This window comes from Paraburkholderia sp. BR14374, assembly GCF_040948685.1.
In the GTDB taxonomy this organism is placed as follows: domain Bacteria; phylum Pseudomonadota; class Gammaproteobacteria; order Burkholderiales; family Burkholderiaceae; genus Paraburkholderia; species Paraburkholderia youngii.
Map to the genome: position 1 here is coordinate 1 of NZ_JBFPKF010000010.1, position 13782 is coordinate 13782.

General features: G+C 65.3%; 14 protein-coding genes and 1 pseudogene. 6 read left to right on the forward strand and 9 right to left on the reverse strand.

Translation table 11 applies throughout. The annotated features are described in order from the left end of the window. From AB3X86_RS22555 to paaA, 4 genes and pseudogenes are all read right to left on the reverse strand, one after another. Positions 1-148, reverse strand: a pseudogene (locus AB3X86_RS22555) (phenylacetate-CoA oxygenase subunit PaaJ); the annotation flags it as partial. Positions 149-155: 7 nt separating this feature from the next. Continuing rightward, positions 156-959 carry a 1,2-phenylacetyl-CoA epoxidase subunit PaaC gene (paaC, locus tag AB3X86_RS22560; RefSeq protein WP_368597870.1) on the reverse strand — a complete coding sequence of 268 codons (804 nt, stop codon included), beginning with the start codon at positions 957-959 and terminating at the stop codon, positions 156-158. A gap of 16 nt (positions 960-975) precedes the next feature. Further along, on the reverse strand, positions 976-1260 hold the full coding sequence (gene paaB, locus AB3X86_RS22565) for a 1,2-phenylacetyl-CoA epoxidase subunit PaaB (RefSeq protein ID WP_368597721.1): 285 nt from the start codon (positions 1258-1260) through the stop codon (positions 976-978). Between the two features lie 36 nt (positions 1261-1296). Further along, positions 1297-2295: a 1,2-phenylacetyl-CoA epoxidase subunit PaaA gene (paaA, locus tag AB3X86_RS22570; protein ID WP_368597722.1), complete on the reverse strand. Its 999-nt coding sequence runs from the start codon at positions 2293-2295 to the stop codon at positions 1297-1299. A 170-nt stretch (positions 2296-2465) separates the two neighbouring features. Between paaA and AB3X86_RS22575 the strand changes: the two genes are divergently transcribed. Continuing rightward, positions 2466-3455 (forward strand): zinc-dependent alcohol dehydrogenase family protein, encoded by a 990-nt coding sequence (locus tag AB3X86_RS22575; RefSeq protein ID WP_368597723.1) that lies wholly within the window; start codon positions 2466-2468, stop codon positions 3453-3455. 41 nt (positions 3456-3496) lie between these two features. Here AB3X86_RS22575 and AB3X86_RS22580 read toward each other — a convergent pair whose 3' ends face one another. From AB3X86_RS22580 to AB3X86_RS22590, 3 genes are all read right to left on the reverse strand, one after another. Continuing rightward, the gene (locus AB3X86_RS22580; RefSeq protein WP_368597724.1) at positions 3497-4528 is read right to left on the reverse strand and encodes a nitroreductase family protein; all 1032 of its coding nucleotides are present in this window, start codon (positions 4526-4528) and stop codon (positions 3497-3499) included. Positions 4529-4610: 82 nt separating this feature from the next. Further along, complete coding sequence (locus AB3X86_RS22585) at positions 4611-5258, reverse strand: response regulator (RefSeq protein ID WP_368597725.1); 648 nt, start codon at positions 5256-5258, stop codon at positions 4611-4613. Between the two features lie 212 nt (positions 5259-5470). Further along, positions 5471-7162 (reverse strand): AAA family ATPase, encoded by a 1692-nt coding sequence (locus tag AB3X86_RS22590; RefSeq protein ID WP_368597726.1) that lies wholly within the window; start codon positions 7160-7162, stop codon positions 5471-5473. 297 nt (positions 7163-7459) lie between these two features. On the opposite strand from AB3X86_RS22590, the gene AB3X86_RS22595 reads away from it, so the two are divergent. Both AB3X86_RS22595 and AB3X86_RS22600 read left to right on the forward strand, forming a co-directional pair. Next, on the forward strand, positions 7460-8440 hold the full coding sequence (locus AB3X86_RS22595; RefSeq protein WP_368597727.1) for an acetyltransferase: 981 nt from the start codon (positions 7460-7462) through the stop codon (positions 8438-8440). Positions 8441-8669: 229 nt separating this feature from the next. After that, entirely contained in the window at positions 8670-9359 is a 690-nt protein-coding gene (locus AB3X86_RS22600; RefSeq protein WP_368597728.1) for a CBS domain-containing protein, read from the forward strand. A gap of 20 nt (positions 9360-9379) precedes the next feature. On the opposite strand, the gene AB3X86_RS22605 is transcribed toward AB3X86_RS22600, so the two are convergent. Beyond that, complete coding sequence (locus tag AB3X86_RS22605) at positions 9380-9697, reverse strand: hypothetical protein (protein ID WP_368597729.1); 318 nt, start codon at positions 9695-9697, stop codon at positions 9380-9382. A gap of 280 nt (positions 9698-9977) precedes the next feature. Between AB3X86_RS22605 and AB3X86_RS22610 the strand changes: the two genes are divergently transcribed. The 3 genes from AB3X86_RS22610 to AB3X86_RS22620 all read left to right on the forward strand — a co-directional run bounded on the left by AB3X86_RS22610 (position 9978) and on the right by AB3X86_RS22620 (position 11881). Next, entirely contained in the window at positions 9978-10655 is a 678-nt protein-coding gene (locus tag AB3X86_RS22610; protein ID WP_368597730.1) for a phosphoribosyltransferase, read from the forward strand. Between the two features lie 55 nt (positions 10656-10710). Next, the gene (locus tag AB3X86_RS22615) at positions 10711-11160 is read left to right on the forward strand and encodes a CBS domain-containing protein (protein ID WP_368597731.1); all 450 of its coding nucleotides are present in this window, start codon (positions 10711-10713) and stop codon (positions 11158-11160) included. Between the two features lie 151 nt (positions 11161-11311). Continuing rightward, complete coding sequence (locus tag AB3X86_RS22620; protein WP_368597732.1) at positions 11312-11881, forward strand: hypothetical protein; 570 nt, start codon at positions 11312-11314, stop codon at positions 11879-11881. 49 nt (positions 11882-11930) lie between these two features. Here the strand turns inward: AB3X86_RS22620 and AB3X86_RS22625 are convergent, their stop codons facing one another. Further along, entirely contained in the window at positions 11931-13652 is a 1722-nt protein-coding gene (locus AB3X86_RS22625; protein ID WP_368597871.1) for a ShlB/FhaC/HecB family hemolysin secretion/activation protein, read from the reverse strand. Between the last annotated feature and the right edge of the window lie 130 nt (positions 13653-13782).

Here is a 13782-nt window from a genome sequence, read left to right on the forward strand (position 1 = left end):
CGTCCGCGGCGCGTCGCACCTCGCGCAGGATGCCGAGCTCGCGGATCGAGACCACCGGGATCTCCGGGTCGGGTACCGCTTCGAGCACGCTCCAGGCGCGGGTGAGCGCGGGATCGGTGGCGGCGGTCGTGGCGGTCGAGGTCGTCATCGCGGGCTCACCAGCTCGCGCCCGGATACTGGCGTGCGAGGCTCTGCATTTCCGCGAGCACGAAACCCATGTGCTCCGAATGCTCGCCGTGCTTGCCGGTGCTCACGTGCCGCAACGTCGCGGGCAGCGTCAGCGTGGCCGCGTCGAGCGTGGCGCGCACGTCGTCGAGCCATGCGGCTTCCAGCGTCGAGGTGCGCGGGCCGACGCCGGCCGCGGCGATCGCGTCTTCCACCGCGTCCGCGCTGAAGAACTCGTACGTGTACGGCATCAGGTAGTCGAGCGCGGCCTGCGCGCGACGGTGCGATTCGTCGGTGCCGTCGCCGAAGCGGATCAGCCACTCGCCCGCGTGATGCACGTGGTACTGCGTTTCCTTGATCGACTTCGCGGCGATCGCGGCGAGCTGTGCGTCGGCGGAACCCGTCAGCGCGCTCCACAGATGCCTCATCAGCGTCGAATACAGGAAGTTGCGCACGATCGTCACCGCGTAGTCCTTCTCTGCCTGCGCGGTGCCGGCGAGCGGCCCGTAGTGCGGCAGTTCGACGAGCGTGTAGTTCGCGAATTCGCGCTCGGCGCGGAAGTACGCGTAGTCGTCCTCGCTGCGCTGACGGCCGGTGAGCTGCTGCTCGAGCGCGGCCGCGTGCGTGTACAGCAGGCGCGCCTGGCCGATCAGGTCGAGGCTCATGTTCGACAGCGCGATGTCCTCTTCGAGGATCGGGCCGTGGCCGCACCACTCGCTGTTGCGCTGACCGAGGATCAGCGCGGTATCGGCGAGGCGCAGCACGTACTGCAGATGTTCGGGCGTGACGGATATTGTGGTCATGGCGCGCTTACATGTGGTTGACTTCGTCGGGCAGCGTGTAGAACGTCGGGTGGCGATAGATCTTGTCGCCCGCCGGTTCGAACAGCTCGGCCTTCTCGTCGGGCGCCGAGGCGGTGATCGCCGCGGACGGCACCACCCAGATGCTCACGCCTTCCTGGCGGCGCGTGTAGACGTCGCGCGCCATGCGCAGCGCCATCGGCGCGTCGGCCGCGTGCAGACTGCCGCAGTGCTTGTGGTCGAGTCCCTGCTTGCTGCGCACGAACACTTCCCAAATCGGCCATTCCTTGTTCATTGCTGATCTCCTGATTCCTGTGATGTGCGGTGCCACTCAGGCGGCGTGCTGTTGCGCGCGCTGGCGCTGTTTTTCGGCATGGGCGAGTGCGGCTTCGCGCACCCAGGCGCCGTCCGCATGGGCCTTCACCCGCGTGGCGAGGCGCTCACGGTTGCACGGGCCGTCGCCATTGACGACGCGCCAGAACTCTTCCCAGTCGATGTCGCCGTAGTCGTAGTGGCCGCGCGCCGCGTTCCATCTGAGCTGCGCATCGGGCAGCGTGACGCCGAGCACCTTCGCCTGCTCGACGGTCGCGTCGACGAATTTCTGGCGCAGGTCGTCGTTGGTGATGCGCTTGATGCCCCATTGCGCCGACTGGTTGCTGTGCACCGAGTCCCTGTCGCTCGGGCCGAACATCATCAGCACCGGCCACCACCAGCGGTTCACCGCCTGCTGCACGAGCTCGCGCTGCGCGTCGGTGCCGGCCATCATCGCGAGCAGCGCGTCGAACCCCTGGCGCTGGTGGAACGACTCTTCCTTGCAGATGCGGATCATCGCGCGGGCGTACGGCCCGTAGGTGCAGCGGCACAGCGGGATCTGGTTCATGATCGCCGCGCCGTCGACCAGCCAGCCGATCACGCCGACGTCGGCCCAGGTGGGCGTCGGGTAGTTGAAGATGCTCGAATACTTGGCCTTGCCCGCGTGCAGCGCGTCGATCAGCTGCTCGCGCGACACGCCGAGCGTTTCGGCGGCGCTATACAGATAGAGCCCGTGGCCGGCCTCGTCCTGCACCTTGGCGATCAGGATCGCCTTGCGCTTGAGGCTCGGCGCGCGGGTGATCCAGTTGCCCTCGGGCAGCATGCCGACGATCTCCGAGTGCGCGTGCTGCGAGATCTGGCGCACCAGCGTCTTGCGGTACGCGTCGGGCATCCAGTCCTGTGGCTCGATCTTGCCGTCGGCGGCCATGACCGCGTCGAAGCGCGCCTGTTCGGGCGAATTCGCGTCCGCGTCCGGTGGGGCGACGTGGCCGGGGATATCGAGGGATTGGGTGTACATCTGCACCATCCAGAATAAGTGGCAATGTGACGCAGTATAAATTAACCGACCGGTCGGGCAATTGAATTTTACTTTCGGTCGATAAGCGGAATAGGATCGGGGATACCCTCGGGCCATCTTTGTGCACGCGGGCCAGATTGCTCTACCGTCAATCCATCCAGGAGGTAGTGATGTCACGGACTGTCAGGTTTACCGAGGCCGGTGCACCCGAAGTGCTTCGATTCGTCGAAGAATCGGTCCGCGGCCCAGGCCGCGGTGAAGTTCGAATCAATGTGAAGGCGATTGGTCTGAATCGCGCGGAAGCGATGTGGCGCACCGACCGGTACATCGAACCGGTGCGCTTTCCGGCCGGGCTCGGGTACGAGGCGGCCGGCATCGTCGATGCGGTGGGCGAGGGCGTCGTCGATTTCGCGCCCGGAGACGAGGTCAGTGTGATCCCGTCGTTCTCGATGAATCAGTACTTCACCTACGGCGAAGTCATCATCGTGCCGGACCATGCGGTTGTCAGGCATCCGAAGTCGCTTTCCTTCGCCGAGGCCGCTTCGGTGTGGATGATGTTCGTCACCGCTTATGGCGCGCTGATCGAAGATGCGAGGGTAGGCGCTGGCGACCATGTCGTCGTACCGGCCGCTTCGAGCAGCGTTGGACTGGCGGCGATCCAGCTCGCGAATTACGCGGGCGCGACGTCGATCGCGGTCACGCGCCATGCCGCCAAGAGACAGCAGTTGCTCGACGCGGGTGCCGCCCACGTGATAGTGACGGACGAGTCGGACCTTTTCGAAGAGATCATGCGGATCACGGATGGAAAGGGGGCTCGCGTCGCATTCGATCCGGTCGGCGGCCCGAACTTCGCGAAACTGATCGAGGCGCTGTCCTTCCAGGGAATCGCGTATCTGTACGGCGCGCTCGACGAGCGTGCTACGACGCTGCCTGTGCTGCAGATGATCGCCAGGATGAATTCCGTGAAGGCGCACAACATCTGGCTAACGAGTGGCGACCCGACGCGCCGGAAGGCAGCGGTGGAGTACGTGCTCAAGGGCCTCGAAAGCGGCGCGCTGAAGCCGGTCATCGATCGCACCTTTGCGTTCGACGAGATCGTCGACGCGCACCGCTACCTCGAAACCAACGGGCAGTTCGGCAAGATCGTGGTAACGATGTAGCCCAGGGCCTGGCATTGCCCTGAGCAGACTTCCCGTGCGTGTCAGGACACCACATCGGCGAGCGGGCGCCTCGGCGCATGACGGACGCGCGGGCCGCGCCCGACGCGAAGCAGAAGCTGCGGAAACGCGTCCGTGCGCAGCAGCGTCCGGAGCCGCTCGCGCAGCGCGTCCACTTCGATCGGCTGGTTCAGGTAGGAAGCGGTCAATCCCGCCGATGCCGCGACCAGCAGCATCCGTTCGAGCGCCTGTCCCGCCGCGAGCCATGCCTCGCGGTCGTCGCGCATCGTCGCGATGCCGACCATCAGCGGCGAGCCATCCACGAGGTGCTGGTGCGTGGCCGGCTGGCCCGCGCCAGCATCGAACACCCGGACGGCCAGGCTGACGAGCGGCGCTGCGAAATCGAGCAGCGCGCCGACAGCGGTACCGTAAGCGGGCATGCCATCCTCGCGTCGCCGCGGGTGAATCCAGCTGGCGAGCTCGCGCCTGAAACGCGGGTCAGCGAACTGCGCTCGATCCGCATCGGCGACCAGTCGCGCGAGCGCCTCGCGCGCGGCTTTCTGCTCCACGCAGCAGGCAAGCGCGCCCTCGTCGTCGCAGGCGTCGCTGAACTTGCGTTGCAGTGCGGCGGGCACACGGTTATCGACGAACGGCGCACGCGTCGTCACGCGCTCTGTCAGCGCGTCGAAAAGATCATGCAGGTGCGGGTCGCGAGGCCCGTCGCGCGACACACGTACGAGCGCCACGATGTCGGGATCCGCTTCCGCAGGAAACAGCGTGATCGCATAAGCGAGACCGAGGCGGCACAGCGCCACGCGAAGATTGAACAAAGCCGCGCCGCAGCTCATCAGAAGTTCGCGATCGAAAGGATCGACCACGGGAAGCGCGCGCATGCGGTCGGCGCAGATCTGTACGGTCTCGCCGTCGACGATGAACCGCCACGGTTGCGTGTTGTGATTCGACGGCGCGAGTACCGCGTAGTGCAGCGCAAAGCGCAATTGCTGTTCCACTGGCGTGGAGGCGGCGAAGTGCGGTTCGCCGATTTCCCACGCATCATGTTGCGCGGCATCGCTCATCTCGAAGGCTCCTGTCGGATCAGGGCCGCAAGCACGCGGTTTGTACCGCTATCGTGTCACCGGGCGCCGCGGCGGGGAAGCACTAGAAATCGTTCTCGTCGTCGAACAGCTTGTGGCGGATCGCATATCGAACCAGCCCGTTCTCGTTCGGCATCTGCATTTTTTCGAGGATGCGCGTCTTGTGGGTGCTGATCGTTTTCACGCTGACGCAAAGTTCATGGGCGATCCCGGTGATGCTCTGGCCTTCGACGAGGCGCCGGAACACGTCGAATTCGCGGTCGGACAAGCGCTGGTGCGGCAGCGTGTCGGCCGGCTCGTTCAGATTCTGCGCGAAGCGTTCGGCCATCGCGAGGCTCACATAGACGCCCCCCGACGCGACTTTCGTCACCGCGCCGACCAGTTCCGCGCTCGCGCTTTCCTTAGTCAGATAGCCCGATGCGCCCGCCTTGAACGCACGCACCGCGTATTGCTGCTCGGCATGCATCGTCAGCACCAGAATGCGCAGATCGGGTTTTTCCTCCTTGATCTGCTTGATCAGTTCAATGCCGTTGCGCCCCGGCATCGACAGGTCGAGCACGAGCACGTGTGCCTGGGTCGCGCGGATCAGCGCGATCGTCGTCGCGCTGTCGCACGCTTCGCCGGCTACCTCGAAGCCGTTCGCTTGCTGCAGGATATGGCGCAGTCCGTCGCGCACGAGCGTGTGGTCGTCGGCCAGCAACACCTTGATCATCGGGTGATCTCTTCCGGTTGCATCCATTGGCAGGAAAACCTGAAGCAATCGCGAAGTTCGCGCTTTGCGCTGTGTCGATGCGCATCGAATCGCCGGGCATCGACGCTTGTTCGCGCAAATCGATTTTAGTCGGCTTTTCGTGACCGTTGGCTCCAGCGGTTTCGCGATCGGCGGCTCGTTCACGATCCGCGATCCACTGACCGCTTGCCCGGCTACCGAGCGGTGTCCGTAACACGCGACGCAGCCGCGACGGCTTCGATACCCGGCTGCATCAACTCGATCACCGGTCGCCAGAACGCGGGCGAGTCGAACGCTGCGATCGGTACCGCGGTGTCGAACGACAAGGTCAGCGCCTGTTCCGCCGGCGTCAGTGCGTCGGCGCTCGCGAGTTGACGCGCGAGCGTGGCGGTGTCCGCGTCGGAGAGATCGCGCGGACCACGCCGGCGCGATTCGATGCGTTGCGCGAGCACCGCTGGGTCGGCACGAAAGTCGAGAATGCGGACCGGTACGCCAAGCCGTTCGGCGAGCGCGAAAAACGTGCCGCGCTGACTCGATGCGAGAAAGGTCGCGTCGACGATCACGCTGTGGCCGCTTTGCAGCACGCGGTGCGCGAGTCCAAGCAGGTGATCGTAGATCGCGTGACGCGCAGCTTGCGTGTAGTGTTCGGCGCCGAGCGTGATTTGCGCGTTGGACACCGGCCGCATGCGTTTGCGTTCCGCATCGCTCGACACGCGCACCGCGCCGCACAGGTCTGCGAGAGCCCGGCTCGCGACCGATTTTCCCGAACCGGAAAAGCCATGACACAGCAGCAGAACGGGTCGCGGCTTCTCTGTTTGCGCCCGCGCGACCTCGAGGTAGCGCAGGGCCGGTTGCGGGACCGCGACGTTGCGGCTCGCCACGTGCCCCGCTTTCAGACACGCGACCCACGCCCGCACCAGCGCCCGATAGGCGACGTACAAAGGCATCAGAGACAGCGCCGCATAGTCGCCCGACGTTTCCAGCCAACGGTTCAACATGCGATTCGCCAGACGCGGTTCCGCTCGCGCACACAGGTCCATCACCAGAAACGCGACATCCGCCGCGACGTCGATCCAGCGTAGCGCATCGTCGAAGTCGATACAGTCGAACATCGCGATGGCGCCGCGCCAGCGCACCACGTTGTCGAGATGCAGATCGCCGTGGCAGCCGCGCACGAAACCCTCGGCGCGGCGCCTCTCGATCAGCGGCGCGAGTTCGTCGAGCTGTCGCGCGCACCACGCGGCAATGCCGGGCAGCGCGGGCTGGCTGCAATTGGCCAGCAGCGGTGCGTTGATCGTTTCGATCTGGGTTCGCACCAGCGTCGCGCTGCCGTAGCGCGACGAGGGCGCGTTGCGGGGGGCGCTCAGGTGATAGTCGGCGAGCCGCCTCGCCGCGCCGTCGATGTCGTGCGGCGTCAATGCTCCGTTCTCCGCGAGACTCGAAAAGAGCATCGCCTCGTCGAAGCGGCGCATCTTGACCACGTGCTCGACAGCGACGCCGCCGGCGCCGAGCGCCAGCACGCCGGCACGGCGCGCAATCGGTATCACGGCGGCGTAGATACCTCGCGCGAGTGGCCGGTTCAGGCGGAGCTGGGCTTCGCAGCAGCGCTGGCGTGTCGAGGCGGAGGTAAAGTCCGCGAAGCCTGGTGCGACGGGTTTGATGATCTTGTACGCGAAGCGCCCGGCGAGATACACGACGGATATATGCGTTTCGATTCTGACGATCCCGCCCGCCGGATGACCGTAGGTGCCCGGCCTGCGCAGCGTCGCGTCGAGTCCGCGCAGGCTGCGACGCGCGGCGCGCAATCGGTTGGCGACATGAAGGATGCCGTGGAGTGTGGCATCAGCTCGGCGTCTGGAAGGCTTGCGGCTCGGCGGCGAACTCATGCCAGGCTCCATGTCGTGGCGAGCGGCGCGCCGGGCCGCGTGTCATTGGGAAACACGAGCGTCTGATTCCACACGGTTGACCTCCACATCGTAGGACGGCCGGCGCCCGCCTTGCGCGCGAGCCAAATCGTCTACTCATTTAAGTCATCGCGTATGGTAACCGGCTTGATCTATATCGACGAGGCGGTCAAGCGGACGATACCGGCGTACGCTTCCATATGAAGTGGAGCGGGGGCACCGTTTGACCCCAGTCGAACCGCGTGCGATCGTGGCAGCGACGCGCGGGCGGAGCAGCGGATGAAGCGATTCGATATTTTCAATGGCGATGCGGACGGCATTTGCGCGCTGCATCAGTTGCGGCTCGCCGAGCCTGCCGACACCATCCTGATCACCGGGGCCAAGCGCGAGGTCACGCTGCTGCACCGCGCGAACGCGCAGCCGGGCGACAGCGTGACCGTGCTGGATATTTCGCTCGATGCGAACCGCGATCCACTCCTCGCGTTGCTGGCTCTTGGGGTAAAGATCGACTATTTCGATCATCATTTCCCGGGACCGATACCCGCAAACGCTTTGCTGACGACGCATATCGATACGTCATCAGATACGTGCACGGCGCTGCTCGTGGACCGCCATCTGCAAGGCCGGTACAGGCGCTGGGCGGTGGTCGCGGCCTATGGCGACAACCTGCATCCGGCAGCGCACCGGGCCGCCACCGCGTGCGCGATGAACTCGTCCGACGAGCGCAAGCTGCGTGAACTTGGCGAAGCGATCAACTACAACGCGTACGGGGATAGCGTCGCCGATCTTGCCGTCGATCCCGTCGACATGTATCGCGCAATTCAACCCTATTCGGACCCGCTCGCATTCATTGCGTCGACCAGCGTGCTGCCCGAACTGCAGGCGCGGCGCACTGAAGACCTCGAGCTGGCCTTGGGACTCGTGGAAGTCCGGCGGCTCGCCAATGCAACGCTGCACATTCTTCCCGACGCGGCGTGGGCGCGGCGCGTGCGAGGCGATTTCGCGAATCTGGTTGCGCGGCGCGACCCGGCGCGTGCGCACGCGGTGCTGACAGCCGGCGCCGATGGCCGATACACGGGCAGCGTGCGGGCTCCGCTCGATTGCCCGCGTGGCGCCGACGTCCTTTGCAGAAAGTTCGGCGGAAATGGCAGGGTCGCTGCCGCCGGTATCGACGGGCTCGATCGGGCGCGGCTCGACGAATTCGCGGCAGCGTTCAGCATCGCGTTTTGCGGCGAATCTCGGGGGGCGGGTGGCCGGTAATCGATTGCTGCATCGTCGCTGCGTCAGCGGGGACGGGCTTGATGCAAGTCAACGATCGCCGGCCGCTGCGCATCGATCATTGGGCTGTACTCGAACGCCCGGCGAGCGGATTCGAAGTGGGTGCCGAAGGGAACACGGCGACGCGTCCTTCAGCGCCTGTCCATTGCGTCGCCTCGTGCCTGCCTGCATCGATGTGCGGCAGCGCAGGGCACTCGATACGGAGGTCACTATGCAAGCCTCGGACATCATGACGACCCAGGTCGTGTCGATCGCACCGGACAGCTCGGTCTACGACGCGGCACAGCTGCTCGCCGACCGCAAGATCAGCGGCATGCCCGTTCTCGACGACAAAGGCAGCGTGATTGGCATCGTCAGCGAGGGCGATCTGCTCCGGCGCGTCGAAACCGGCACCGAAACGCCGCGGCGCTCGTGGCTCGCCCAGTTCATCGCGCCTACGCGTCAACTCGCGGTCGAGTATCTGAAGGAGCGTTCGATTCGGGTGCGTGACGTGATGAGCGCCCCCGCCGTCACCGTCGACGAATCCGCGCCGCTGACGGCGGTCGCCGAACTGCTCGGGCGCAAACACATCAAGCGTCTACCGGTCTTGCGCGACGGCAAGCTCGTCGGCATCGTCAGCAGGGCTAATCTGGTGCGGGCTCTCGCGAGTTGCGCACCCGCGCAGCTCGATTCGCAACCGTCGGACGAGCAGATTCGCGTCGCGATCATGAAGGAACTCGAAGGACAGCGTTGGGCGCTGGACGCCGACGACCTGATCGTCACGGATGGCGTCGCTCATTGCTGGGGGCCGATACGCTCCGAGGAAGAGCGCCAGGCGATCCTCGCCGCCGCCGCGCGCGCGCCAGGCGTAAAAGAAGTAAAGGATCATCTGGAATATCCGGTTCCGTTCACGCCGATGTGAACAGGGGCGCTTCGGTCCCGTCACTGGGCTTCGCTGTCTAGCAGCGCATTGAGCTTGTGAAGGCGCATCTCCCAGATCAGGCTCAATACATGAAAGGAGTCTTCCAGTCCCTGCAGGCACTGTCGCGCGATGGAATGATCGACTCCACCAACAGCAAGTCGACGCACGAGCGCCTGTTGCCGCAGCAGACGTTGATGGGATATGGCAACCCGAGCCCGCGTGGCGGCTTCGTAGCGGATCGCCGCGGACAGTTGCGCCGAATCCGTGTCTTTACGCGCAGTCGCGTCCGCGGCGCAGGCGAAAGCATGATCGCGGAGTTCGGTAACCTCTCCATTCATGACGACATCCATTGTCTGTATTGCGGATCATGTCGCTGTCTCGAACGCCTGGGCGGCGCTCCCGCCGCCGTCCACCGCGACCAGAATGTTGGAGAACACGTCGGCCTCCGCGTCTCGCGTGTTGTCGGTATTCATGATCGGCCGCCGGTTCGGACCAACTACTGACCTACGTCAATCGAACTGCGCTTTGATTGCGCTGCGTCGAGGAACGCTTGATGCTAGCAATCGATGGCATAGTGACCGAGGCAACGCGCTCGGGCGTTGCGGGGGAGGAAAAGTGATGGGCAACCGGTTTCGCGACCGCGTCGACGCGGGCAAACAGCTAGCCCACGCGCTGCGCGACTATCAGGGTCGCGGCGATCTGGTCGTGCTGGCCCTGCCGCGCGGCGGCGTTCCGGTCGCGTTCGAAGTCGCGCGGGAGTTGCGCGCGAAGCTCGACGTTCTGGTCGTCAGAAAGCTGGGCGCGCCTCAAGACGAGGAACTGGCGATGGGCGCCATCGCTTCCGGGGGCGCCCTTCATCTGGAAAGGTCGGTACTTCGCGAACTGCAAATCAGTGACACCCAATTGACCGATGTGATCGCCCGCGAAAGGGCGGAACTCGCGCGCAGGGAAGTCGCGTACCGTGGTCACAGCCCCCCGGCGGCAGTGCAGGGCAAGACGGTGATCGTGGTCGACGACGGCATCGCGACGGGGGCGTCGATGCATGCGGCGATCGACGCACTCCGTGACAGACATCCTGCCCGGATCGTGGTGGCGGTCCCGGTGTCGCAATCCGATGCGGCGATGTCATTCGAAGGAATCGCGGACGCGTTCGTCAGCGTGTTGCAGCCGGACTTGCTGATGGGGATCGGCGGGTTCTATGTGAATTTCGACCAGACGAGCGATGAAGAAGTCCGCGCGTGTCTCGCTGCGGCGCGCGGTTGGGAGCCCGAGCAGAGCTCGGACTCGGTCGGGTGACGGCGCGGCGAACGGATACACGGCGGCAGGCCGTGTCGAACGTGGGGCATGGATCGTGAATGCAGGAACCATCTGTACGCGGGACGTCACCGTCTGCCGACGGCAAGCGACGATTCTCGAGGCCGCGCAGCTGATGCGCGAACAGCATGTCGGCGACCTCGTGGTGGTTGAGACGATCGGCGGGCACAGCGTGCCTGTCGGGATGCTGACCGATCGCGACATCGTGTTGGCCATCGTGGCCAAACAGGCCAACCCCGAGAAGATTTTCGTGAACGACGTGATGTCGTCGCCGCCGGCGCTCGTGGCCGAGGGGGACGATCTCTGGCTTGCCGCTTCGCGAATGCGTCTGAACGGCGTGCGGCGCCTGCCGGTCGTCGACACCGCAGGCGCGCTCACCGGCATCGTGACGCTCGACGATCTGCTCGAGGGGGTGGCTGGGCTTCTGTCGGAGCTATCGCTGGTGACGGATCGCCAGCCCCACATCGAAGAGAAGAACCGCGCGTGACGCCGACCCGGTGCATGCGTTGACCCGGATCAACATCCGCGCCGCGAGGCGCCGTAGGCTTGTAAGTGGAACGCCGGTCAGACAGCGGCCAGCAAGACGACGCGATTGACCGGATGCAATTCGACCGTCTTGATCGAAGGCACCGCAAATCATGGAAGACGCTCTCGAAAGGCGCGCGCTGCTGCTTCATCTGGGGCGCGTGATGCAATTGATCGTTCGGCTCGACGATATGGCGCCGAGCGCCGCAACCATTGGCGAGCTGATCGCGCGATACCCGATTCTCGGTGACGAGCCGCTGCTCGCGCAGCTGCGCCCCGATTTGCCCGTGGACGCGTTCAGAACCCGTGCGCTTCATGCGTTCTGCAGGTGGCCGCAAGGGTTGCTCGACGACCCACTCGACAGGGACGCGCTGGCCGCATCCGTGCGCGCGTCTCTGTTCAGTGATCATCCGCGAGGCTGGCGTGCCTATGTTGTCGGCTTGCGCCGCGACGTCGCGTGGTTCGATGCGAAGGCGACGAAGCGGCGCTCGTCGCGTCGCGTCGCGGACGTGGCGCCGCCGCTTCAGGACGACGGCCCGCCGGCACTGGACGCGCCGGCCGGCCGAGGCATCGCGACGGACATCGAGCGCGGCTTCGGCGCCGCGGGTCATCCGATCGAAAGCGTGGAAGGGGCGAGACGGCTAGATGACGGCCGCGCCGACGAGCAACGGGTCGCGCAGTGAGACTAGCGCTCAGGCGTCGTCGACTGTCGGGAGATGACGTGTCGATGGCTCATGTTCCGAGCGACACGTACAAGAGCACGATCGGTGCCTTCGAACCATTTGGCGTCGCCGAGCGTAATGGCGCGCCGTAGGTGCAGCGAAAATCCACGAATCTCGACCATTGAAAGCGCACGCCCGCGCCGACACCCGCGAGCAGACCGGGATTATTCTCCGCTGGCTGATCGATGGTGGTCCATACGCGGCCGGCATCGAAAAACACAAAAGGTTGCACGACTGCGTTGCTCGCGCCGAGAGCGATCGCAGGCGTGCGCACCTCGGTCTGGATGTTCCAGCCGCGATCGCCGAGCGTCACGTATGGGTCGTAGCCTCGCACACTGGACTCCCCGCCGAGCCCCATCTCCTCGCTCGGCAATAACGTGTTCGGCGTCCACTGAAACGTTCCGTTCGTGATCAGTGTGAAGCCTGCCCCAAGCGCGGTGGCGCGCGACGCAGTCAACTGCATATAGATGTAGCGGGCCGTCGCGCCCTGCCGCGCGGCGTTGAATGCCGCGTCCTGGTTGCTGCCATCCCATCCACCCGGACTGGCGACGAGTGTCGCCGCGGCATGCGCCGTGCCCGCGTCGGTCGGTTTGCTGATGCTGTAAGCCAACACGAACTGATGGATGTGCGTATTCGAGTTGAAAACCTGGGAGCCGCCGAATTCCAGATCGTTGTTGCTCCGCTTGAAGTCGTATCCGATCTGGACGAGCTGGGTCGTGTCCGTGATGGTCGGCAGTCGCAAGTCATAACGGAAGCTAAGCTGCGCGGAAATGCCCGTTTGCCCATACGTGTCGGGAAGGCGTGGCGTGCTCTGCGCGTAGACGCCGAACAACTCGATCGTGTCGAGCCAGGGCAGCGGCGCCGTGTAGTTCAGCGCGTGCGCGGTGAAGCGGGCGCGGTTCGGCCGGCCTTCGATATCCGGATTGCCGCTGAAAAAATCGTTGCTGGCCGTGAATTGATAGGCGATCTGCTGATCGAGCCCAAACAGGTTGCCGTAGCCGATGCCCGCAAAGAACCGGTCACGGCCGAGGTCCGGCACGCCTTCATTGTCGTAACCCGCGCTGACCCGAAGCGGCAGACGGTCTTCGGTTTGCAGCACGACGTCGGTCGTGTCCGCTGCTTCACCGGGTGCAAACACAGCATCGACCCGTCGATAAGGATTCGCGTTGAGCACGGCGAGTCCCTTCGAGACCGTCGCTTGCGGGATCGGTGCGCCGGGCTCGAGCGGCATTTCACGTTCGAGAAGGCTGCTCGAAAAGTAGCTGTTGCCGCTGGCATGAACCCGCCCGAGCTTGAACTCGGCAATGGCGATACGCACGACGCCGGAGCTGACGTCCTGTTCCGGCACGTAGACGTCGACGAGCGGCTTTCCCGCTGCCCGATACCGCGCGACCACGGCGCGGCGAATCTCGGCGAGGCGGCCGAAAGTCAGCGGCTTGTCCAGGTCCGTGGCGAAGCTCTGCAGGAACGCGTCGTCGAGTACGGGCAGTCCTTGCGCGACGATGCGTTGTTGCTGCATTGGTGATGCCGTCGCAGGCGCGGCGGCCGGTTCGAAGACGAGCCCGGCGAGCCGCTCGACTGCGATCCGTGCAGAGTCCGCCTGCGTTTCCGGGGAGGAGGGCGGCGGCGCGCTTCGCGGCGCCTGCGGGGCGGATTGAGGGGCGACATCGCGCCATGCCTGTGCGGCTACGGGTGAGGTCTGCATGAGTCCCGCGATGCACGACGCGGTCATCAGGACGGCAGTGCAGTCGGCGGATCGCGGTTTCATCGAGCGCTTTCATGCAAAGCGCTGAGCCTACCGGCAGCAGGCTGCGGCGACCAGGCGCGCGCGTCGCGCTGCAAACGATGCCATCGCGCATGTA